40 protein-coding genes, 1 tRNA gene and 1 pseudogene are annotated in these 20,223 nt (G+C 43.6%); 22 read left to right on the top strand and 20 right to left on the bottom strand.

From position 1 onward, the window contains the following. Window positions 1-224 precede the first annotated feature (224 nt). The 6 genes from XBJ1_RS05215 to XBJ1_RS05190 all read right to left on the bottom strand — a co-directional run bounded on the left by XBJ1_RS05215 (window position 225) and on the right by XBJ1_RS05190 (window position 3,210). On the bottom strand, window positions 225-755 hold the full coding sequence (locus tag XBJ1_RS05215) for a Rha family transcriptional regulator (RefSeq protein WP_012987748.1): 531 nt from the start codon (window positions 753-755) through the stop codon (window positions 225-227). 559 nt (window positions 756-1,314) lie between these two features. Further along, window positions 1,315-1,629, bottom strand: a complete 315-nt coding sequence (locus XBJ1_RS05210) for a hypothetical protein (protein WP_012987747.1) — start codon at window positions 1,627-1,629, stop codon at window positions 1,315-1,317. Further along, entirely contained in the window at window positions 1,626-2,099 is a 474-nt protein-coding gene (locus XBJ1_RS20600; RefSeq protein ID WP_012987746.1) for a lysis protein, read from the bottom strand. The genes XBJ1_RS05210 and XBJ1_RS20600 overlap by 4 nt, the downstream gene beginning before the upstream one ends. Continuing rightward, window positions 2,096-2,530 (bottom strand): lysozyme, encoded by a 435-nt coding sequence (locus tag XBJ1_RS05200; RefSeq protein ID WP_012987745.1) that lies wholly within the window; start codon window positions 2,528-2,530, stop codon window positions 2,096-2,098. Before XBJ1_RS05200 ends, XBJ1_RS20600 begins: the two co-directional genes overlap by 4 nt. Next, complete coding sequence (locus XBJ1_RS05195; RefSeq protein WP_012987744.1) at window positions 2,514-2,846, bottom strand: phage holin, lambda family; 333 nt, start codon at window positions 2,844-2,846, stop codon at window positions 2,514-2,516. Before XBJ1_RS05195 ends, XBJ1_RS05200 begins: the two co-directional genes overlap by 17 nt. A 288-nt stretch (window positions 2,847-3,134) precedes the next feature. Continuing rightward, a tRNA-Phe gene (locus tag XBJ1_RS05190) sits at window positions 3,135-3,210 on the bottom strand. Between the two features lie 237 nt (window positions 3,211-3,447). Here XBJ1_RS05190 and XBJ1_RS05185 point away from each other — a divergent pair. Continuing rightward, window positions 3,448-3,642 carry a hypothetical protein gene (locus XBJ1_RS05185; protein WP_012987743.1) on the top strand — a complete coding sequence of 65 codons (195 nt, stop codon included), beginning with the start codon at window positions 3,448-3,450 and terminating at the stop codon, window positions 3,640-3,642. A 142-nt stretch (window positions 3,643-3,784) separates the two neighbouring features. Here the strand turns inward: XBJ1_RS05185 and XBJ1_RS05180 are convergent, their stop codons facing one another. The 14 genes from XBJ1_RS05180 to XBJ1_RS05125 form a co-directional block, all read right to left on the bottom strand. Beyond that, entirely contained in the window at window positions 3,785-4,378 is a 594-nt protein-coding gene (locus XBJ1_RS05180; RefSeq protein WP_012987742.1) for a hypothetical protein, read from the bottom strand. After that, window positions 4,375-4,728, bottom strand: coding sequence for a hypothetical protein (locus XBJ1_RS05175; protein WP_038198441.1), 354 nt, complete (start codon window positions 4,726-4,728; stop codon window positions 4,375-4,377). Before XBJ1_RS05175 ends, XBJ1_RS05180 begins: the two co-directional genes overlap by 4 nt. After that, window positions 4,725-5,084 (bottom strand): RusA family crossover junction endodeoxyribonuclease, encoded by a 360-nt coding sequence (locus tag XBJ1_RS05170; protein ID WP_012987740.1) that lies wholly within the window; start codon window positions 5,082-5,084, stop codon window positions 4,725-4,727. The genes XBJ1_RS05175 and XBJ1_RS05170 overlap by 4 nt, the downstream gene beginning before the upstream one ends. Continuing rightward, entirely contained in the window at window positions 5,081-5,368 is a 288-nt protein-coding gene (locus XBJ1_RS22340) for a hypothetical protein (protein ID WP_012987739.1), read from the bottom strand. Before XBJ1_RS22340 ends, XBJ1_RS05170 begins: the two co-directional genes overlap by 4 nt. 69 nt (window positions 5,369-5,437) lie before the next feature. Beyond that, a complete protein-coding gene (locus XBJ1_RS05160) occupies window positions 5,438-6,106 on the bottom strand; it encodes a metallophosphoesterase (protein ID WP_012987738.1) in 669 nt (222 codons plus the stop codon). Further along, a complete protein-coding gene (locus XBJ1_RS05155) occupies window positions 6,103-6,546 on the bottom strand; it encodes a YbcN family protein (RefSeq protein ID WP_012987737.1) in 444 nt (147 codons plus the stop codon). Before XBJ1_RS05155 ends, XBJ1_RS05160 begins: the two co-directional genes overlap by 4 nt. A 2-nt stretch (window positions 6,547-6,548) precedes the next feature. Then, a complete protein-coding gene (locus XBJ1_RS22925; RefSeq protein ID WP_419184845.1) occupies window positions 6,549-6,719 on the bottom strand; it encodes a Lar family restriction alleviation protein in 171 nt (56 codons plus the stop codon). Then, a complete protein-coding gene (locus XBJ1_RS05150) occupies window positions 6,716-7,165 on the bottom strand; it encodes a phage protein NinX family protein (RefSeq protein ID WP_012987736.1) in 450 nt (149 codons plus the stop codon). Before XBJ1_RS05150 ends, XBJ1_RS22925 begins: the two co-directional genes overlap by 4 nt. After that, the gene (locus tag XBJ1_RS05145) at window positions 7,162-7,437 is read right to left on the bottom strand and encodes a hypothetical protein (protein ID WP_012987735.1); all 276 of its coding nucleotides are present in this window, start codon (window positions 7,435-7,437) and stop codon (window positions 7,162-7,164) included. Before XBJ1_RS05145 ends, XBJ1_RS05150 begins: the two co-directional genes overlap by 4 nt. A 22-nt stretch (window positions 7,438-7,459) precedes the next feature. Continuing rightward, window positions 7,460-8,830 (bottom strand): replicative DNA helicase, encoded by a 1,371-nt coding sequence (locus XBJ1_RS05140; protein WP_012987734.1) that lies wholly within the window; start codon window positions 8,828-8,830, stop codon window positions 7,460-7,462. Then, window positions 8,823-9,668: a replication protein gene (locus XBJ1_RS05135; RefSeq protein ID WP_012987733.1), complete on the bottom strand. Its 846-nt coding sequence runs from the start codon at window positions 9,666-9,668 to the stop codon at window positions 8,823-8,825. Before XBJ1_RS05135 ends, XBJ1_RS05140 begins: the two co-directional genes overlap by 8 nt. Then, window positions 9,661-9,828, bottom strand: a complete 168-nt coding sequence (locus XBJ1_RS21965) for a hypothetical protein (protein WP_012987732.1) — start codon at window positions 9,826-9,828, stop codon at window positions 9,661-9,663. Before XBJ1_RS21965 ends, XBJ1_RS05135 begins: the two co-directional genes overlap by 8 nt. Before the next feature lie 59 nt (window positions 9,829-9,887). Next, entirely contained in the window at window positions 9,888-10,250 is a 363-nt protein-coding gene (locus XBJ1_RS05130) for a hypothetical protein (protein ID WP_012987731.1), read from the bottom strand. 139 nt (window positions 10,251-10,389) lie between these two features. Beyond that, window positions 10,390-10,617 carry a helix-turn-helix transcriptional regulator gene (locus tag XBJ1_RS05125; protein WP_012987730.1) on the bottom strand — a complete coding sequence of 76 codons (228 nt, stop codon included), beginning with the start codon at window positions 10,615-10,617 and terminating at the stop codon, window positions 10,390-10,392. Window positions 10,618-10,697: 80 nt separating this feature from the next. On the opposite strand from XBJ1_RS05125, the pseudogene XBJ1_RS22335 reads away from it, so the two are divergent. From XBJ1_RS22335 to XBJ1_RS05025, 21 genes and pseudogenes are all read left to right on the top strand, one after another. Continuing rightward, window positions 10,698-10,925 (top strand): annotated as a pseudogene (locus tag XBJ1_RS22335) (helix-turn-helix domain-containing protein); the annotation flags it as partial. A 431-nt stretch (window positions 10,926-11,356) separates the two neighbouring features. Next, window positions 11,357-11,917, top strand: coding sequence for a hypothetical protein (locus XBJ1_RS05115; protein WP_012987728.1), 561 nt, complete (start codon window positions 11,357-11,359; stop codon window positions 11,915-11,917). After that, window positions 11,914-12,669, top strand: coding sequence for a DUF1828 domain-containing protein (locus XBJ1_RS05110; RefSeq protein ID WP_038198438.1), 756 nt, complete (start codon window positions 11,914-11,916; stop codon window positions 12,667-12,669). Before XBJ1_RS05115 ends, XBJ1_RS05110 begins: the two co-directional genes overlap by 4 nt. Window positions 12,670-13,109: 440 nt before the next feature. Continuing rightward, window positions 13,110-13,418, top strand: coding sequence for a hypothetical protein (locus XBJ1_RS18990; protein WP_012987726.1), 309 nt, complete (start codon window positions 13,110-13,112; stop codon window positions 13,416-13,418). A 1-nt stretch (window position 13,419) separates the two neighbouring features. Next, a complete protein-coding gene (locus tag XBJ1_RS05100; RefSeq protein ID WP_038198437.1) occupies window positions 13,420-13,683 on the top strand; it encodes a hypothetical protein in 264 nt (87 codons plus the stop codon). Window positions 13,684-13,696: 13 nt separating this feature from the next. Next, entirely contained in the window at window positions 13,697-13,906 is a 210-nt protein-coding gene (locus XBJ1_RS05095; protein WP_012987724.1) for a hypothetical protein, read from the top strand. A gap of 56 nt (window positions 13,907-13,962) precedes the next feature. Continuing rightward, entirely contained in the window at window positions 13,963-14,205 is a 243-nt protein-coding gene (locus XBJ1_RS05090; RefSeq protein WP_012987723.1) for a hypothetical protein, read from the top strand. After that, window positions 14,198-14,479, top strand: a complete 282-nt coding sequence (locus XBJ1_RS05085; protein ID WP_080515948.1) for a DUF551 domain-containing protein — start codon at window positions 14,198-14,200, stop codon at window positions 14,477-14,479. Before XBJ1_RS05090 ends, XBJ1_RS05085 begins: the two co-directional genes overlap by 8 nt. Further along, window positions 14,476-14,910 carry a hypothetical protein gene (locus XBJ1_RS22330; protein WP_232503302.1) on the top strand — a complete coding sequence of 145 codons (435 nt, stop codon included), beginning with the start codon at window positions 14,476-14,478 and terminating at the stop codon, window positions 14,908-14,910. Before XBJ1_RS05085 ends, XBJ1_RS22330 begins: the two co-directional genes overlap by 4 nt. 67 nt (window positions 14,911-14,977) lie before the next feature. Beyond that, window positions 14,978-15,124: a hypothetical protein gene (locus XBJ1_RS21735; RefSeq protein ID WP_012987720.1), complete on the top strand. Its 147-nt coding sequence runs from the start codon at window positions 14,978-14,980 to the stop codon at window positions 15,122-15,124. Then, window positions 15,096-15,314, top strand: a complete 219-nt coding sequence (locus XBJ1_RS05070) for a hypothetical protein (protein ID WP_012987719.1) — start codon at window positions 15,096-15,098, stop codon at window positions 15,312-15,314. Before XBJ1_RS21735 ends, XBJ1_RS05070 begins: the two co-directional genes overlap by 29 nt. After that, window positions 15,311-15,571 carry a hypothetical protein gene (locus XBJ1_RS05065; RefSeq protein WP_012987718.1) on the top strand — a complete coding sequence of 87 codons (261 nt, stop codon included), beginning with the start codon at window positions 15,311-15,313 and terminating at the stop codon, window positions 15,569-15,571. The genes XBJ1_RS05070 and XBJ1_RS05065 overlap by 4 nt, the downstream gene beginning before the upstream one ends. A 2-nt stretch (window positions 15,572-15,573) precedes the next feature. Then, window positions 15,574-16,350 carry an ERF family protein gene (locus tag XBJ1_RS05060; RefSeq protein WP_012987717.1) on the top strand — a complete coding sequence of 259 codons (777 nt, stop codon included), beginning with the start codon at window positions 15,574-15,576 and terminating at the stop codon, window positions 16,348-16,350. Beyond that, window positions 16,337-17,032, top strand: a complete 696-nt coding sequence (locus XBJ1_RS05055; RefSeq protein ID WP_012987716.1) for a YqaJ viral recombinase family protein — start codon at window positions 16,337-16,339, stop codon at window positions 17,030-17,032. The genes XBJ1_RS05060 and XBJ1_RS05055 overlap by 14 nt, the downstream gene beginning before the upstream one ends. Then, entirely contained in the window at window positions 17,025-17,522 is a 498-nt protein-coding gene (locus tag XBJ1_RS05050) for a single-stranded DNA-binding protein (protein ID WP_012987715.1), read from the top strand. Before XBJ1_RS05055 ends, XBJ1_RS05050 begins: the two co-directional genes overlap by 8 nt. A gap of 63 nt (window positions 17,523-17,585) precedes the next feature. After that, entirely contained in the window at window positions 17,586-18,437 is an 852-nt protein-coding gene (locus tag XBJ1_RS05045; RefSeq protein ID WP_012987714.1) for a phosphoadenosine phosphosulfate reductase family protein, read from the top strand. A gap of 70 nt (window positions 18,438-18,507) precedes the next feature. Continuing rightward, window positions 18,508-18,933, top strand: coding sequence for a zinc-finger-containing protein (locus XBJ1_RS19495; RefSeq protein ID WP_071822443.1), 426 nt, complete (start codon window positions 18,508-18,510; stop codon window positions 18,931-18,933). After that, a complete protein-coding gene (locus XBJ1_RS19490) occupies window positions 18,930-19,130 on the top strand; it encodes a DUF7301 family protein (RefSeq protein ID WP_012987712.1) in 201 nt (66 codons plus the stop codon). The genes XBJ1_RS19495 and XBJ1_RS19490 overlap by 4 nt, the downstream gene beginning before the upstream one ends. A 6-nt stretch (window positions 19,131-19,136) precedes the next feature. Further along, entirely contained in the window at window positions 19,137-19,430 is a 294-nt protein-coding gene (locus XBJ1_RS05035; protein WP_038198434.1) for a hypothetical protein, read from the top strand. Window positions 19,431-19,464: 34 nt separating this feature from the next. Then, window positions 19,465-19,653: a hypothetical protein gene (locus XBJ1_RS05030; protein ID WP_038198432.1), complete on the top strand. Its 189-nt coding sequence runs from the start codon at window positions 19,465-19,467 to the stop codon at window positions 19,651-19,653. Then, the gene (locus XBJ1_RS05025) at window positions 19,634-20,050 is read left to right on the top strand and encodes a hypothetical protein (RefSeq protein ID WP_012987711.1); all 417 of its coding nucleotides are present in this window, start codon (window positions 19,634-19,636) and stop codon (window positions 20,048-20,050) included. The genes XBJ1_RS05030 and XBJ1_RS05025 overlap by 20 nt, the downstream gene beginning before the upstream one ends. The last annotated feature ends 173 nt before the right edge of the window (window positions 20,051-20,223 follow it).

Genomic DNA, 20,223 nt, shown 5'->3' with positions numbered 1-20,223 from the left:
ACCCCTTTTCGGATGCTTTGCAGAATTTTGTGAAATGGTCATTGATCCAGTGACCAATGCAAATATCAGTGAGTTAGTGTAATCAGACAATTTTTTGGCCGATTGGAGCTGAACCAAAGTGACGGCCTCGCTAATTTCAGATAGTTAGCTGAATTAACCGAGGCCACCAAACTGAGGGCCTCGATAATATCAATCGCTTATCGTGTCAGAGGGTAGCTGAGCTATTAATCCTCATCGAAAAGTAATTTTGGCTGCGTCAAAGATAAAATTTGTTCATATTCCAATTCCAGCAACTTTTTCTCTTTCTTTCTATCGTTCATCAATCGGCTACCCATTCGAGCTTTGATTTCGGATTTCGCAACTTTCAGAGCATGACGATGTTGCGCCTCTTCGCCTAGGTCTTTCCATCTGTCAATTTGCTCCGCCATCCAATTGAAGGCCTGAATGTAGTTAACCTTGATTAGCATCGCTGCTTTACCAGTAAAGCCCATTACAACCAATATGTAACCATCTTTTGTTAGATTGAACATCGGTTGTACATCGCCATTTTTATCAATGAAATCAGCCTCCTCAAAATTGAGGGCGGCAAAATTATCAGGACACTCATCTCTAACTTGGCGAATCTTTCTTAAAACGTTGTCATGACGCTTGCCAAAATATGAGGCTATTTTGAGACTGGTTGTCACTACCTTATCTTGTACGGCTGTTACCATCTCTTGAAAATCGAATGGAGGGATAACGGTTACTTCTTTCATGGGTTAGTTCCTTTTAGAGATAAACCTTGCGCTCAGGAATAACCAGCCCAAAGAGGGTTAACCAGACCACTGCCGGTATTCCTCAAGGCTTATCCTGAAAGGTTCTTTGGTATTTATGCGTCGAGCGGGACGCGGTGAAATGCAGATACAAAAATGCCACCCGTGTTAACTGATGGCATGGGGGATTCCTTTAACCACTCAAGGGAATGGGTAAAGAAATATTGGCTTTAGTTTCAGAGAGTAACTAATTGTTCAGTATTATTCGCTTGTTGTTGGGTGGAGATGGGTTTATTAGGTTTACTCGTCTTTGTGATAATAACGTTGTAAAAGATGTGGAGAATGATTATGAAAAAATATCTTCTTCTTTGCCTAGTAGCAGGCACGACTCTTTTAGCTTCAATGCAGACTTATGCTAATTTCTGCTTACCTCTTGCTCTATCACCCATATTATATGCAGAGTGTACAGCTGCCTGTCTTTTGTTAAATTCGGATAACACGACTCAATACTGTTTATAATAACAATCAAGCAGGAGACAGGATGGCTCCTGCAACCCCAGTATCACTTACTCTGAGGTTCTCCAATAAACTGAACGGCCTCTGGAGACTGTTTCTTGTCCTGCCAGTGATCTTCTATCGCTTCACTCATGCGTCGCATCCAGTCCGCGAGTCTTAACGCCGCTTCTTTCTCTGACTCCAGTCTCGGAAAGTTTTCAAATTCCATTTTTGCAGTGTATTCACCGAATTGGTCTTTGTTAATGAGGAGTGTTTGGTCAAGAATTGTTTCTAAATTGTCATGCAATACATAGTATTTACTGAGCTGCGTTCGCTCGGTTCTGTCTTTCTCAAAGTAGACCAGATCAACTTCTGTTCTCATTTCTTCACCTCATAACATTCAGTATTAACGTAATCCTGCAAATATCTTAATTTTGCGAGGTCGTTGATGATGTCTTCTCGGATATCGAGAACAGTTGATCCAGTTTCTCCAGAGAGTTCGACGGTGGTTGCATCGACCATGCTGCGGGAGGAAGTGGTTTCAGGCACGGGACAGATGGCTTTGATGCGCAACTTGCGACGGCCAGCGGCAACATCAGCCCTAAGAGTATCAATTTCAGATTTGGCATTGTCGAGTTCCTGAGTGTGCTTGGTGTCCATCTCATGCAGCATATCAATGTGCGTGTTCTGGTAGTTTAGGGTGTCGGTCAGTTGCTGGATTTCAGTTGCCTGACGCCCATTAGCCTCTTTCTGTTTCTCATACTCAGTACTGTAATGGTAGCTTCCGAATGAGGTTATGCCTGTAGTAACAAACAGAACAATGATCGTGTAGTGGGTCAGTGTGAGTTTCATGACAAAAACATCTGTTGTTCAGATGCCCTACGCCGAGTCAGGCCGTTCATCACCTTACCAGCCGCCTTATTCCATCGGGGAAATTCTGCCGCTGCGCCTGCATAATCACCGGCATTGATTTTCTTTAGCAAAGTAGAACCGGAGAAATTGCCGGTACCACAATTGAAGATAAAGGAGCACAAGGCATCAAACTGACCTTGAGTCAGTGGCACCTTAACCAATCGCTCCAGTGTGGCGTAAGCGGGTATGAGGTCATCATGCAAGAAAGCTTCGGCCTGCTGCTCTGTGATTACTTGACCGGGCTTCACATCTTTCGTATGGCCATAACCAATCGTCCACGGGATGCCACCTGTTGCCGGGTCAGGGTAGGCTTTCAGTTTCAGGCCTTCCCATTGCTGAATGAATTCCAGTCCTTTATTGCTGATTTTCATCAGAGGATACCCCCGCTCTTTTCTCTGCCGCCTTACGCAGCAATTGACCGATGAAGTCTGTACCGAGATAGCCAATCACCACACTGCCGATGTAGGCCAGGTCAGGATTCAGACCCATGAAATTTAATACGTCACGAATGAACCAGGCGAACATGGCACACATAAAAGCGTCGATTGAAACCTTTACCCAGCCGCCACCGTTATAGCGACCGCGAAAAAATGCCATCGTTCCGGCAAGAGTTGCCCAAATGCCTTGCTCTCTTACCGATATGAGCCACTCTCCGAGGTGTACCCATACATCAGGATTCTCTTTCATCTTCATATTCCACCCCATTTGAACAATGGGCGTCCGTGGGGTGAGCTATGGTCGCCCCTGTGAGTTGAGTTAATAGGAGATGCCGCCCCGAACTGGCGACGGCAGATACGCAATGCGTAACATTTAGCAGGTATTACCCTGCATGGTTTTTTTGAGTTAAATTGTGATCCTGCCAATTTATGAGAGTTTGCTGTCGGCTGGAATAGGTAACCCAGCAACCCACCCAACACTTACACGGCAGTTGGCAGCCTAAAAGAAAAAAGGCCACCTAAGCGACCTTCGATAATTTGGTGGAACCTCTCGGAATCGAACCGAGTCCTGATGCTCTTCAGGCATCCGCGCGAACCCTCTACGCCAAAGTTCCAGATACAGGAAAGGCCACACCGAAGTGCAGCCTTGGATTTGAACTAGTCGGTCTCACCGACAGGTTGAGTTATCCATGGGGATCAAGGTGCTGCTCATGTCACCAGAAATCACATTTAACACATTGATTTAACAGTGATATAAGGTGTTGTCCGACCCCGATCAATTATCCGGTATTGATAAATTAATCATCGAGGATTAAATTAGTGAGGTTAATTTTTAATCACTGAGGTTTATCATGAACACGAACGCATACACCCTGATTGGACGCGCTATCTGTCAGTTATTGGATGACAATACGCCGATTTATAAAACGACTATCGGTGAGGCGATGTCGGATATTTTTAACGCCGAATATCGCGGCGTCTATGATGAACACTGCGAGGCATTCAACGATGCGCTGAAATTACTGATGAATAAAAATGAAAATTGACTACGAGTAGATATGAAAAAGCCCCACTTGATTTAGTGAGGCTTAACTGCTTTTCGGTTTTACTGCCCGAGCATAACATAAAACATATAGTTTTTAGGCGCGTTTGTCAAATATTTTTCTCCTTATTTATTATTTTATAGAATTAATTACTATTTCTTTCTGACATAATGGAATAAATCATATCCTCAGCAGCCTTGTTAGCCCACCTGATACGCCTTTTGGCAGAATCAATATCAATACCCGTCTTATGAGAAAGCGCTTCTAAAATGTTTTGCGAGCTTTTGCACTTCTTGTATCGTTTAATAACTACATCGCGAATTGGATTATCAATAGTGAATATTTCGGTCATGCATTTCTCAACAAACTCGGCGTCATCTTTTTCTTTGGCGAGGCGAAGTGCACCGAGTGTTGACTGATGAGGCATAATGACTTCTTTCACTTTTTCCAGTAATTCTTTTCCGGTGTAGCCTAACTTCGCATAATTGATCATAACCAGTTTAATTGCGGTAGTCGTTCCATCATCCCACGTATCCCTCACCATCAGGCGGCCAATGACATTGATATTCCCACCATCCGGCAAATCATCCCCCTGATTATCAGCCCCCCATAGCATCAGCATGTATCGTACCCATGTGCGATCAGATGGCGTAATTTTTCCCACTCCTTTGCACCATTTCTGACGGAGTTGATTTTCAGACCGAAAATAGGCCAAATCCGTAAAATCTCCCTTTTTCATCTCACCTCCGGCAATACTGTGTGTTGTTGTTTTACCCTGTTGACTAATCGCCGTATCGCCCCACGCGTAACATCAAATTTATTGGCCACGCTCCGCTGTGACAGACCAGAGGCCAGTAAGCCGATGATGAGCGGGGTATCAGACAGCTCTAATTTAACTAGTGGGTGAGGTTTTACGCCGTAACGCTCAAATCGCAGATCATCCAGTGTTGACCATGTAGGGCGTTTGCAGTCTGTCAGCCTAGTGACATAGAGATGATTACTACGTTGCCGAACCGCAAAATGCTTCCTCTCATCCCGTCGCCGTCTTCTGGCATAGGAAATTGCCTCGTTAAAGTTGTCGAATGTCATGTCTCCAGCTCCCATATCTGGACATCCAAATAGCCTCCAGAAACTCGTTCACCTCGCCTGATCCGCATATCATCAATTTGGCCGTCATCAACCCAGAAATTGGCATAAGTTAACGAGTCGAAAACCGCTTTAGGCAGGTTATCGAGGTCTCTCTGTCGTCTGTCCGGGGGATTTGCTGTAATTGAGATTTTGATGCGAGACTGGGTACTGATATTGAGGTTTTGCTGCTGAATGATGTTACTGATTTGCTGTCGGTAGGTGATGCCTTTCTCTGATATGTAGTGACTCCGCTTTGTGTGCCGCCAGTAGGTGTTATTCGATGGAGGCCACGGCAATTTTAGATTGTAGGTTTTCATAATGCTCCAATTAATCCCCTCCTGGTCAGTTCCTTGACGGTAAGAACAATAGACCTGTCCATCTCGTGTCTACGCTCGTCTCTGCTCATGTCGGTTCCATTGTCGATAGCATGATGGCATTCAGGACACAGAGCTGCCGTGAGACTATCATCAACCTTCAATCCCATTCCCTTTCCTTCGTTCCGGTGGGCTACCTGAATGCCGAATCTCCCACATCTAACACAGCATTCAATTTGACCAACTGCTGCCAGCCATTTTTTACTGCGGTAGGTTTTCTGTTTCACTCTATCCTCCTAACACTATCCCCATAATCAGCATGGCTGCTATCCAAAACCCGAAGAATATTAGGTATTTCATTTGATTTGCTCCATATGCAGCCCATGCCCAAATACCGCGCCTGTGTCGATATAAAGCTGGTTCCAGTGTTTTGCTGGGATTGCAGCGGGAGTGTGGCCAAATATAAACAGGTCAGCCCCTGTAATTTCTCCACTGATATCAACACCAGCATTGTAAATCCGGCCTCGGTTCCAGATGACATCAAACCAGTCAACCTCTTTGCCGAACTCATATTCGTCATCGGGGTAGTCGGCATGGGCGATCACTATTTTCTTGTGTCCTGCGTTGACCTCGATAATTAACGGCAGCTGTTCAGCTTTCGCTAAGAGCGCTTTTGCCAGTATTTCCTGCTCATAATCCAAGTAGAGAAACCAGTGACCGCCATTTTGGAACCAGAGGTCACTATCGCCATTGTGAAATAGCGCATCTATCGCCATTTGCTCATGATTACCCCGAACCGCCCTGAACCACGGTTGAGTTATCAGGTCGAGGCATTCGACATTTCGATCCCCCCTGTCAATCAGGTCGCCCACTGATATCAACAAATCATTTTCATAATTAAAATCAATCTGTTGCATTTTATCCGTCAGTAACTGATAGCACCCGTGGAGGTCGCCGACTACAAAAATACTCTGATATCGATCCCCATTGATTTTCAGGTAATTTCCATTTCTGATTTCGTTCACCGTTCTTGCTCCTCTTTGAGTTTCATATACTCGCTGTCATGCGGAATTGTCACAAAACAACCTAATCCAGCAGCCCATTGTTCAACCTGCTCCATGAATCGAAACATCTCGCCTGTGTCCAATTTGGAGGTCTGGCGCAGTGTCCTGACACGCTCTGGTTCCTGAGTTCTGGCATCAATCCGCTCCACTGCCTCATAGCCCAAAAATGTGTGTTTCATCATTTCCTTGACTTCATCCGGTGAGAATTTAGCGCCATTAGATTTCAGAAAACGACTAATCTCGCCAAACCACATATGTGCGGTCGCGTTCTGAGATAATGAGCGGGTGTTTTTCCACGGTTTGATAATAATGCGGTGAGGTTGGTTTGTTGCGAGAACTTCTTTGAGTTGTTGCCATGCGGTGTGTTTGGTTGATTCATGGAATAGAAAATTACACTCCATTCCTAACCTCCGTTATTTGCCCTCTGGTTCCATGCCTGAATTGCTGCGTGTGCGTCAGTTCCATAAACTGAATTGCCGCATCTGTAACACTCTACAAAATTACAGGGGCGGATCCCATTTATCGCCAAAAAATCGTCGCTGTCACATTCAGGACACAACTCAAGCCGTGTCATACCCCCTCCACCAGCTCATCTGGTATCTCTATCTCATCACCCAACTTAGCAGCCACTACCGCGCGACAGATGGCGATTTGTGGGGTGCTGCCATCTTCAATTACACTTTCAAACTTTTCATAATTAAATATGTATGCCGACCAGACTTCGTTTACTGAATTAAAATACAATTCAATATGGTATTTCTCAATCAACTCGCCACACTGAGACCAGTTAGTTGATGGAGAGTAAGATTTTGCTTCACCGTTGAACTCAATACGCATTTTCCCACAAAAATCAATAGTAACTATGGACGTTAAAAATGACTCCATTGTGACGTTGTTATTACCAATCCATCCATATTCAGCATCACTAGGGCGGCCAAAAATATAAATATCCATATCTGTCGCTTTAGCTACGGAAAAATCCAACGCCCGACCAGTCAGCTCACTCGTTTTTAGTTTCATTTCACCCCCTCCAAATGATCAATGAATATTGCGTACTTACCTTCAATCTCCCAAAACTGGCCTTTTTTGTCGGTCATCTGATACCACAAGCCGGGATTAAATTTTCCAGTAACACGTCGCGCTCTGACAAAATAGCCATCCCGATGCGGGTTAATTTCTCCCGCCCACGGATTGCGCATGTGGTCACCAAACTGCGGCTTACGTCCATTGTTGATTTTGACGGCATCTGCTGCCCTTTCTTTTTCACGTTCATGTAGTAGATCTAGACTCATCTCAAAAGTCCTTATGGTGGGGTTAAACGTTAGCGCCTTTCGCGAAGCGCTTTTGTGGTTTATCGTTGCTATGACAGATCCGCGCGGCCTCGTCCTGATCAGTCGGCATGAAATGACCATGTTTGAAACGCTGATAGACCGTTCCAAGCTGCCCGAACCTGTTTTTTGTAACAATAATTTCAGCATAGGGCGCTGCGGGGGAATTCTCATTGTACACCGCATCGCGATACAACATGATGATGCTGTCCGCATCTTGCTCAATACTGCCGGAATCTCGTAAGTCTGCGTTGACCGGACGCCTATCTGCGCGCTTTTCAACATCGCGGGATAGCTGGCTCAGGGCTATAACAGGCGTTTTTAGGTCTTTCGCCAGTCGTTTTAAGCTGGAAGAAATATGCGCCACGGCCAGATCATTACGCTCTGCCTTTGGTTTATCAATCAGCCCCAGATAATCAACCATGATGAGAGATAATGCCGGATGTGCTTTCTTGTGGCGCCGTGAAATTGAAGCAATTTGCTCCACCGTCAATTTACTGGCATCAATGATCCATACATCCAGATTTTGTAATCGCCTCAGTCCAACAGTAACCCAATCCCAGCCCTCATCATCCAGTCGGGCAGGATTTCGTAAAGCTGATACTGGCAGGTTAGCGGCTCCAGCCAACTGGCGTTCGATAATCTGCTGGGAATCCATTTCCATTGAGAAGATCAGTACACCGCGTTTCTGTTTGGTTCCTGTGATTGTCTGGTTTGCGACTCCCTCCGCGACTTTCAGCGCAAACTCTGTTTTACCCATGCCGGGGCGAGCAGCAACAATCACCAAATCGACGGGGTTTATACCACCGGTGATCTCGTCCAGCTCTTCAATGCCGGTCTTCAACGTGTCTGATTGCTCGCCATTTTTGAGGCGTTTCTCCAAAACCTCAGTGTAATCATCCAGTAACTCAGAAACATGCAGCGGACGGATCTCATCGCGTGGCTTACGCACCTCTGCAACTTGGGAAATAAACCAGTCCATAGACTCCGCTGCATTCTCAACCGTGCCACTCAGAATGCGTTCCTTAGCCTCATCAATTAACTCAATCATGAGCCTGCGCTCATAGTTGGCTGAAACTGTGTTCGCATAGCCAGTAAGGTTAGCGGCGCTGGGGCAGTTCTTGGCAGTCATCATGACATTGGCGAAATGATTTTCACCCATCGCATCAGCCACCATCAGAGAATCAATTAACCCTCTGGTTTTGGCCTGTGAGCGAATGGTTTTGAATAATTCTCGGTAGAACGGGGTAGCAAACGCCTCTGGCTCCAGTGTTGCCAATACATCACTGGCATCAGGTGTGAGTCCACTAATCAACAATCCGCCAATCACACTGGATTCAAAATCGTAATTATTCATGATCTCTCCCTACAAATTTTCCTTCACGAACGCCAGTTAGCGTTGTTTCTCTCAGCAAATAATCAATATCCGCCGTCCAGCCCCTGTCGTTTTCTCCAAAATAAAACGGACGAGCCATTTTCACGAATGCCTTAACGTAAGCTCTCCAGCCATCCACGTTCTGAGTGACTAGCTTTGAAATGATTTTCTTTAAGGCTCTTTGGCGTCTGCTATTGGCTTCTACAGCGTGTGGTAATTTCTCGCCAACCTCCTCGTTGTAGGCACTGAGGTATTCGTCGTAGTTGATGCTGGGAGTGGATTTTCGCTTTTTAGGTTTAGCCACCTCATCCTCATTCCCCTCTTGAGGGGTAAGGGGTGTATTATTGTCTTTCTTGTCTTTTGTAATATTGTCTTTTGTGTTTGACTGATTCGGTAAAGAGTCGTTTACTGATTCGGTAAAACTTTTCTTTACCGATTTGGTAAAACTTTTACCGAATCCGTTAAACTTGGTCTCCCACTCCGAAATGTTCTTGTTCATGCCCACCTGACGACCGTTTTGTATCAGCACTTTCATCTTGATTAACTGATTTTTTGCGGTAGAGCATTTAGTGCTGTCTTTGGTGGTCATTCGTTCGAACTGATCATTACCAATCCAGTCTATTTTTTTATTAAACCCGTAGGTTTTTCTCCAGATAGCAATCAAAATGTGCAACTGCGTTGCATTGAAGCCAGACAACAAAACGGCATCAAGAATGTCATTTGCTATTCTGGTGAACCCATCTTCAAGATTCGCCACTGTCACCGTCGGCCTCTCTTGCCTGTTTTTAGCTCCAAAATCAGCGTATGCAACGTTACTCATGGCGTTTCCCTCCGGTCAGTTCCTCGCGATGCTCCAGCCGCAATTTGGCATCCTCCAGAGCATCACGCAGTTTTTCACATCCCTGTTCGGTGACTAAACGAGCCTCCCGTTCGCGCGTGAGATTTTTATGCACTGCGCTGTGATTAAATTTCGGTTTCATGTATAATTACCTCTGTTAAATGTGTTGTTGAGAGGGACTTGCATACTTCCTCTCAGTCGTTAAATCGACATCTCAAGTTGCATTTCAGAAGCCTCGGTTGCTCGAACAGCCGAGGTTTTTCTTTTTGGGTATCTGAGGTTATCCAATGCTGATAACAATTGGCTGGCTTCAATGCCTGTCAGAACAATGTTCGCCTCACATCCCGGCGCTGCAACGCTTCCTTCTGGTAACCCCAATTCCACAACCAACCTGCTAGCCAGTTTTACGATCCGGCTCTTTTCCCGACTCAATCCCGTTGGGTGAATTCCCATGTCTCTGGCTAACGGACTGTTTCCAGTTTCCGCGGCTGATTTGAACCAAAATGTTTCCAGCTCTTGGGGTTTACACGTAACGCGAGTATTGCGAGTTTTTGCGACTTCCATCTGCTACAGTTCCTATAGTTAAATTCAGTTAATGTTTGTTTATTAAATAAACAGGAATATCGTCTATCCTGAGATAGATGATGGTGAGTTGCTCCAAGAGCGCCTAGAGCGGATCGATAATGTTAAAGAGCGGTACTGGTTATGCTGAGAGCAGTTTTTTCCTGCTGATATCTAACAAATCGTTCGCCTGATATTTGCCATCAGAAATTTGTTGGATCTTCTCGGCATAGTTGGTCTTACCAAAAAACTCTGTCTTGGGGAGAAATCCGTTTTTAAGCCACTTATAAACGGCTCTTTCGCTAACTCCACATGCATGAGCTACTTCGGTAATGCCAATATTTTTAATTGGTTCTTCCAAAGATCGCATAGTCACTCCTTTATTTTCGTACTTTCAGTACACATTATGATTGAACTGAAAGTTTTTTCAAGTGGATTATCATCGTACTTATGGTACAGACAGAAAAAACGCGCGAACAATTTTCCCAGCGGCTGGCGCAAGCCTGTGAGCGGGCTGGTCTAAATGAACATGGTCGGGGAGCTGCGATAGTCAGAGCTTTAGGGGTGTCATCTAAGGCGGTGAGCAAATGGTTTAATTCGGAATCTTTACCTAGACAGGAAAAGATGAATGCTCTCGCTGATTACCTTAATGTCGATATCGTCTGGCTACAGCATGGTATAGATAATACCAGCGATAACGCTCGCCCAGAGAAAACACGGGAAGTTAAACCACTAGTTAGAAATCTAACTAAGGAACAAGAAGAACTATTAGAACTATTTGATAGGTTGCCGGCAGAAGAAGCTAAGCGTTTTTTGAAAGAAATGCAGACAAAAGCGGCACATTTTGATGCGATTTTTTCGGAAATGCTGGCAAAACGTGGCAGTAAAGCAAGTTAACAAAACATATATCAATAGTAAACAATCACTATTTGAAATGTTAACTATGTCATAAATTTTAATATAGGCTGCGAGGAGCGGCTTTCACCTTGTGTCACAAATTAGACAATTTTCGATCAAAAGGTTAACAGGATTGTGTAGGGTAAAATGGTTAAGCCTCAGTGTTCTGATGACACATTCTAGAGAGCGATAGATAAAATGGATAATTGACAGTGGCAAAATCTACAGATTACCTTCCTAGTCAGGCAGAAGTTGATAATGTGCTTTACTGTAAAAAGCAGGTTGATTTTACTGGTGTTAGATGGGGGGAGAAACCACCCCCAAATAAACCTTTTTTATGGTTACAAATGAGCCTGCTCCCAACAGACTCTGATGGTATACCTATTCAAGGGTTATCTGTTCTTATCCAGTGGAAACCAGATCATGAACCCAAACGGGAAGGAGATCCGGTTTATCCAAAGATAAATATCGTAGCTTTTTATAATAAAAAACGAGTTTTTGCTGTTGATACATATCCATTTGATGGACATACAAATCGTTACAGAATAGACCACCCAGACTTTAAAGAGTATGTATTAGGCGCTCATTATCATATTTACTACGAAGAAGCAGGGCATTATAGTGGAGTAGGATTTCCAATCAAAAGCAACATAAAGCCAGATGATTTGCTTGGATATTGGAATTTTTTCTGTGAGAAACTAAATATTACTTGTATAGGAAAACTGCCATTACCTTTAGAAAATGATTCTGGACAAATAGGATTACCGTTATGATGTGCTCAACTGTGATATCAAATCTAGGGTTCGAATGCCACCCAATTGGCTCTGAGCTACTGAGAATAATTAGCCCCTTCACATATTGTGATGATGGCGAGCATGTTGGTGCCTTTGTCAAAGAGATAAATGGTAAGTATTTAGTAAGTGACAGGTGTGATACTTTAATGAACATGGAAGCCAGAGGAATCTCACTTACAAAAAAAAGAATCGAAGAAATCAGAGCCTTCCTAAAGAACCAAGGCTCTGAATTGAATGAAAGAGGTGAGATTATTGGTTGGGCGACAGAAGATACTGTTGGCTCCGTAACTTCTGGCGTTATTAGAGCTGGAATCATAGCATCCACTTTATCACAAGATTGGCACCAACCAGTGCAAGCAGAAAAATTTGAAGGTCAAGTTATAAACTTTTTATATCATACTGAACTAAAAGATATTATTTCTTTACGAGGTTCAGTTATGGGTATGAGTGGGCATCAAATAGTTATACCAGTGACGATTAACACACCAACACCTAAGTATATCTTCACATCCAGCGTGAAAAAAAACGGTAGTTGGAACAGTGCCTATTCCTTGCTTGGCAAACTAATTGATCTTAAAAACTCCAATTCAGACTTGAATAATAGATATGTTGTTGTTGATAACGATTCGATAGGTGATCAAATTCAACAATTATCATTATTGTTTAATGAAACCAGTCATATCTTACCATTTACTAAAAGAGAGACGTGGGTGTCACGACTGGCAGCTTAAACATCTATATACAGCCCTCCCCGCGAGGGCTTTTTTGTGCCTGTTTATATCCTCCCTTTGGTCGATTAGTGACCCCAATCACAAATTAAAATAATCTCAAAAATTTATTTCCTTATCTAACAATTAGTTATGCCAAAAGTACTATATATTTAAAATAATTTGTACTTTTGGTACTTGTCTATTTCGTACTTTTGGTTCAATATATATTTATCAACGGCAGGAAGCCAAAACTAAAAGGAAATTCGCTCTTTAACATTACCGGAACAGATTCAGGCATTCTTGAATCAACCCCACTGAGTAGGTTTTGGGGTGTAGTGAATACGCAGACTGATGCGTTATTCCAGTGAGTTACAGCCAGTTCAGGATATTGAGCCGTTGTAACCCCATGCAGGAGATCAGCACCTGTCACTACACCACCAAAACTTATTTACGGAGGCGATATGACAACAGTAACCGTTATACGGAGTGACTACGCAACTCGTCGTTATGAGCGTAGAGCTGCTTTCTTGGCAAAGAAACAGGCAGCACAAAACCTTCAAAGCCGCTCAGTGGAAGAAATTATCGACTCAATTATCAAACCAGTAGACGAAATTGACGTACTGACGCAACTGATGATTGGGTTGAAGAAAGATATCAAGGACGACAACAACAGCGGATCTTGCTGCATGAGTGACGTAGCTCTTTACTCAACCAAGCAAAGAGCTGGCAATCGGATACTGGAGTCAGGCGGCGTTACTGCTAGGGGGTGATATGAAAATCGTGAAATCAAATCGGGTGGTTATTATGTACAGAACGGCAACTCAAGTTTCGCGGGTATCAAATGAATTAGCGGGCGGATTTATGTATTTCGCTAATGCACAGGATGCGATGGATACTGGGTTATTTTGTCAGAAACTGGTTTTTGATTATTGGTCTGGAGATGAACGCTGCGACTTTCTCGACAAGCTATTTGTCATCAAAAATTGGGATGAGTTAACTCCCGACGAAAAAAATATCGTCAATCAACAACAGTAACAGCGAGGTGAGTATGAATATTGAATTTATTAACGAAATTCGGGCATCAATGAAACGTGACCGTCAGTCTGATATTCGGTACGTAATTGAATGTAAAAGAAATTATCTAGATTTTCGTCAATGGGCTATGGATCATGAGCCACGTTCTGCTAGTCGTCGTGCATTGAATAGATTAGCTTGGCAACAGCGTAAATTCTACCGTAAGTGGATGGCTCTCAGTTGACTAACTCCAGCTCATTTACGAGTGGGCTGTGGTGAGTTAATAATAGGAGAATAACAATGAGTGAGAAAGTTGAAATTCGAGTAGAAGCACGCATCACGCGACAATATAACCAATGCTTTGAAATACCAGAATCAGAATACGCGAAAATTTGTGAAATAGAAGATTCTGATTTATCCATTTATGCACGCGAGCGGGCAATAGAAAAAATTTTGTTTGCAAATGGTTTTGAATACGATGAGTTTTATTCAGATGAAGATGAATCCGAAGATATTGAAGTAACATTAGAAGATAATGAATAAATACCAGCCTCGCCAATGCGAGGTTTTTTATTACCTGAATATAGGAGAAATTATGGATTGGATTAAATGTAGTGAGAGGTTGCCTGAAATACGAGACGACAGTGTAATAGTGTATTTCTCGAATGGAAGTATGGATATGGTTCATATTGAAGACTGTTTCAGAGATATTGGCGCTGGTGTCGATGAAAACGGTAATCAGCTCTGGACTAAATGGTATCTCAGCATAGGTATTACCCACTGGCAACCACTCCCAGAACCACCGACAGAAGAATGATGATGCTGAGTGATAAAAAACAGGAACTCGTTTCTGAATCATCTGGGCAGCTCAATGCACTAGGTATTAATCATACCATTGATATCTGTGGAACTATAACGGTACAAACAAAACAAGGAAAAGTTATTTACTATCCAACAAAAAACAAAATCCAATATAAAGGCACGGTCACCGCAGGTGGATTAAATAACGTTAAAAATTTGGTTGATTCATTAGGGTTATCTGGCGAAATAGCCCCACAAAAGAATAAACCGGATGAGATAACATTGAGGGATTATTTCGCAGCTCGGGCTATGGGCGCAGGTATCCGGCGTTACGATGGTTCGAAATTTGGTGGCGGTCAAAACGCACCGGATTATGAATATCTGGCCGTCGAGTCCTATCATATAGCGGATGCAATGATGAAAGCACGGCAAAATGATTCCCGATAGTTTCTATTATTACTCACTCACCATTCTCGCCGTCATATTCACTCTACTTATCACCAGATAATCAATCATGAACAAACGAAATCTAACCCGCGCTCAATCGTGGGGATGTCTCGCTGTACGTGAAAATCGCTCTGCCGCATGGACTCGCGGCATGAAATTACTCATGAAATATTACGGAGGTCATCATGCAAATATTCGCACCATCGGTCAGTAGCCGACATTATCGAAACGGAGTCAATATCATTGAATTTCCTGATGGAGTAAAGGGAATGGATTGCACAATGGAAGAACGCATGAACTCAGGGCAGTGGTCGATGAATGAGTTAACGGATTATCTCATTGATAGGGATTTGATGGGTAGCTTCATGGAAGAACTGAAAAAAGCGCAACGGAGGGTCGCGTGAGATACGAACGCAACCCCTATGGCGCTCAGGATGAGCAATGGGAACAAGAGGAAGAAGCCGCCGCGTACAAAGAGGCACTGGAAACCGATCTGGATAAACTGGCAAATGACCGTCTTGGTAATTTACCGGACAACACTCTATCCGATAGGGTTAATTCTCTATTAGAAAGAACGGGTGATAAACGTTCTGAACTGATGGATAAATACCACGAATGGCTGTTTGATGTATGTCGGACAGTGGAGGAGCAGAGGATATGAGCATGCAAGAGGTTGTTACTCGTGAACAGGATTACCATGTCGCGGAACCCACAGGGAATGCAGCAGCAGCTCCAATGCGGCTTATTGAGATGGCTGTATCATCAAATGCCGATATTGATAAGTTAGAGCGATTACTGGAGCTACAAACCAAATGGGAAGCGGGACAGGCAAGAAAGGAATTTTTGGATGCTATGGCAGCATTTCAAAGCGCACTGCCGACCATTAAAAAATTGAAACAAGCTGATTTTGGAGCAGGCAAGGCTAAATATAAATATGCATCATTGGATGATATCTCAGAGCAGATAAAGCCATTTTTGCAAAAATTTGGATTGTCTTATCGATTTGAACAAAAAATGGAAAGCGGAGTAATTACCGTTAAATGCATAGTTAGCCATAAATCAGGGCATTATGAATCATGTGAAATGATGTCTACCCCAGATCAATCAGGTGGAAAAAATAGCATTCAGCAATCAGCATCTGCCATCACGTATTTACGCCGCTACACATTAACAGGTGCATTAGGGATTGCGACAGCGGATGAAGATATAGATGGGAGAATAAGCTCATCAACACCTTCGAATGGAGTAAGCGCTAAAACAATGGAACGCATTAACGCCATGCTTATTGGGATGGATAAAACATGGGATGATGATTTACTGCCGTTGTGCTCGAAAATCTTTAATCGAGAAATAAATTCACCATACGATCTATCAGAACTGGAGGCTAATAAAGCCGAAGATTTTCTTTCCAAGAAGGTAAAAAACAATGGTCAGCTATGAGTCAGTCCTCACCAGAGCAGGGATTGATTTAAGAAATGTTGAACAAGGATCGTTTGACTGGCACAAGTTGAGGCTGGGAGTTATTACAGCCTCGGATGCTGGAAAGGTGTTATCGAAATCAAAAGACGGCAAAAAATGGACAGATACCAAGGCGACATATTTCTACACGTTACTGGGTGAGATCTGCACAGGGAATGTAGTTGAAGTAAATGCAAAGTCACTGGCATGGGGCAAGGAATACGAAGAATCAGCGCGGGCAACATTTGAATTTGTGTCTGGTGTCGATGTAATGGAAGCCCCTATTTTGTTCAAGGATGATTCGCTCAGGACAGCATGCTCACCCGATGGCCTGTGTAGCGATGGCCTCGGCCTTGAGTTGAAGTGCCCGTTTACTACCGCTGTTTTTATGAGATTTCGCTTAGGGGGATTTGAAGCCATTAAATCGGATTACATGGCTCAAATTCAGTACTCCATGTGGGTCACTGGAAAAGATTCATGGTATTTCGCCAACTATGACCCACGCATGACGCGAGAGGGAATTTATTATGTCACAGTAGATAGAGATGAGAAATTCATGCAGCAATTCGATGAATTGATACCGGAATTTATAGAAAAAATGGACGACGCCCTAAACGAAGTGGGATTTAAATTCGGTGATCAATGGAGGGGAAACGATGGCTAGCCGCGGCGTAAATAAAGTTATTTTAGTGGGTAATCTGGGACAGGATCCGGAAGTTCGCTATATGCCGAATGGCGGCGCAGTTGCCAATATTACTCTGGCAACATCGGAACAGTGGCGCGATAAACAATCGGGTGAGATGAGAGAGAAAACCGAATGGCACCGAGTGGTGATATTCGGCAAGCTGGCAGAAGTCGCCGGTGAATACCTTCGCAAAGGCTCTCAGGTTTATATCGAAGGTTCTTTACAGACTCGCAAATGGCAGGATCAACAGGGACAGGACAGATACACAACAGAGGTGACGGTAAATATTGGCGGAACCATGCAGATGCTAAGTAATAGACAGGGAAGTCAGCAAGGACAGCAGCCCCAGCAGCAGTATTCAGGAGTACCGCAACAATCTCACGGATGGGGAGCGCCACAGCAACCGAAGGGACAGCAATTGCAACCAGAACCTCCACCAATGGATTTTGACGACGACATTCCATTCTAGCGCCATTCGGCAATCCAAATAGAAACATCTAATTCACCCATTAACTAAAACAGGTCATAAATCATGATCAATGTCGTCTCATTCTCTGGCGGCAGGACATCGGCGTATCTCGTCTATCTGATGGAACAGCGCCGCAAACAAGGTGAGGATGTCCGCTATGTGTTTATGGATACGGGGGCGGAGCATCCCATGACCTACCGATTTGTCAGAGAAGTCGTGAAATTCTGGGATATCCCGCTGATAGTATTGCAGGCTGATATCAATCCTCAGTTGGGTGTATCGAATGGTTATACAGTTTGGGAACCGAAAGATATCCAAACACGGATGCCAGCATTGAAGCCATTTACAGATATGGTTAAAAAATATGGCACACCCTATATCGGTGGCGCATTCTGCACTGACCGCCTGAAATTGCGGCCATTCAGAGATTACTGCAATGACCATTTCGGGCGGGGTAATTATCAAACATGGATAGGCATTCGAGCCGATGAGCCACGGAGATTAACCCGCAAAGAGGGGGTGAGTTATCTGGCTGATATCTCGGATTTTGACAAACGAGACATTCTGGATTGGTGGAAAGATCAGCCGTTTGATTTGTCGATCCCAGAGTATCTTGGCAACTGTGTATTCTGCATCAAGAAGAGTAGCCAAAAATTAGGGCTGGCCTGTCAAGATGAGCCGGGATTAAAGCTGGTATTTGAACATACGTGCATAACCCCCTCTTATGTGAGAGATGGTCATAGAAAAACCGATCGTGAAATTATGTACCGAGGCCACATGTCATTGGATGGTATCGCCAAAATGTATTCGGATGTCGATTACCAAAACATCTATCAGGATATGATTGCAGCCCAGCGATTTGATACCGGTTCCTGCTCCGAATCCTGCGAAATATTTCAGCTAGACCTATTTTAACCCCACCCATTAACTAACGCTACCTCAGTGGCGGGAGGAGTGTTACAACCAAAATTCGGGAGGACACAACATGCAGTTCACCCCATGGAACTCAAACCCCAGAGCAATTCGGCGAGTCAATGACCCGCTCCCCATCCCCACCAAATGCCGCTATTGCTGCGGTCACGTCACAATAGCCCATCACATGGAGGTGTTTGGGGAGGTTCGTAGTCGTTGGCCGTGGCTCTATGTCTGCTGGTCATGCGATGCGCGCGTGGGGATGCACCCAGAAACCAATATTCCATTGGGATATCTGGCTGATGAACCGACACGGAGAGCGAGGCGGAGCGGTAAACAGGAATTTGAGGATATGCGAAAGAGAGGGAATTTTGAACGCACGGAGGCCTATCGATGGCTGGCATGGAGGCTGGGAATTAGTTTCAGGAAATGTCATTTCGGCTGGTTCAGTGCCGAGATGTGCCAACGGGCAACCAATATATGCAGGGAGTTTAAATGAAAAAACTGACAACAGCCAGTGAGTTATTGAAACGCGTTTATGATTCGCACTACGCACGATATAGAAAATATTGGAAAAACACCCGAAATAAACCCCATCGGCGTCGTTTTAAAATGACTCAATCTCGGCGAGACAGGGTATTGAGACAAATAGTAAAACGTGATCTGGCAGCAGGAACCCTGATTTTTAGAGGATAGCGAAAAATGAACAATGATGTTATGACTAATTCAGATGTATACCAATCAACTACAATGAAAACCACTAGCGACGTATATTTTTATTATGCAACCAGAAACGGAAATATAAATAAAATAAAAATCAATGGCTATCATTTTGATAATGAAATGTCAGTTGAGAAATTTGCTCCAATAACCATTCCTGAGAAACATATCCGAATTCTGCACTGTAGATGTGGCTCTAATGATTGGGGGGAGGATGGACGTTATATTAACGAATATTGCTGCAACGACTGCGGGCAATACATTACTGTTTATTAAAGGAGAATCAGAAATGAGAAATGAGAAATGAGAAATGAGAAATGACAAAATAGAATGCGCTAAACGCAAATGTAAACATATTCATTATGAAAATGATCGAATTAAAGTTCCAGACCCTGAATTTCCAACATGGTTAATTTCTGTTTGTCCAAAATGTGGCGCTAATGATTTTTATATAATAGAGAAACTTGAAGGAGATAATAATGAGCAAAGATATGATTGAGCGGTTACAAAACCGAATAAAAAAACAATTGACTAATTTTGAAAATATTAGATTTACTGAATTAGAAGGTAAAGAATTATTGGAATTATTAAAACGTCTCGCTGATTATGAGATTATTATTAATGCGTACCATCAGGATGATGCGGACTGGCATAAATTAGCTGATATAAATGGCTCAACAACATGTGCATTAGTTGATGGAATTATCAAACTGCAATCGAAATTATCTGAATATGAAAATATGGAGCCTGTGGCGTGGGCGCGTAATACAGGTATACAACGGATTCTGGATTTAACAGATCTACCGGAACGCGTATTCGAATGGAGAGAATACAATGAATCGCATCCTGATATTGCTGACGAAATATTCCCCCTCTACCGCCACCCCAACAAATAGAGAACCATCATGGATATTATCGACACAGCTAACGATTTAAATGGGCTGAATATATCCCATGCGCTCCAGAACCGACCACCACCACTAACCAGTATCAACGGGATGTGCCGATAGTGTGAGACTGAGCCAGCAACACACGGTGCATTCTGTAGCCGGGAGTGCGGGGAGGATTA

The organism is Xenorhabdus bovienii SS-2004 (genome assembly GCF_000027225.1).
GTDB lineage: Bacteria > Pseudomonadota > Gammaproteobacteria > Enterobacterales > Enterobacteriaceae > Xenorhabdus > Xenorhabdus bovienii_C.
This window is presented reverse-complemented; position numbering and strand designations above follow the sequence as displayed.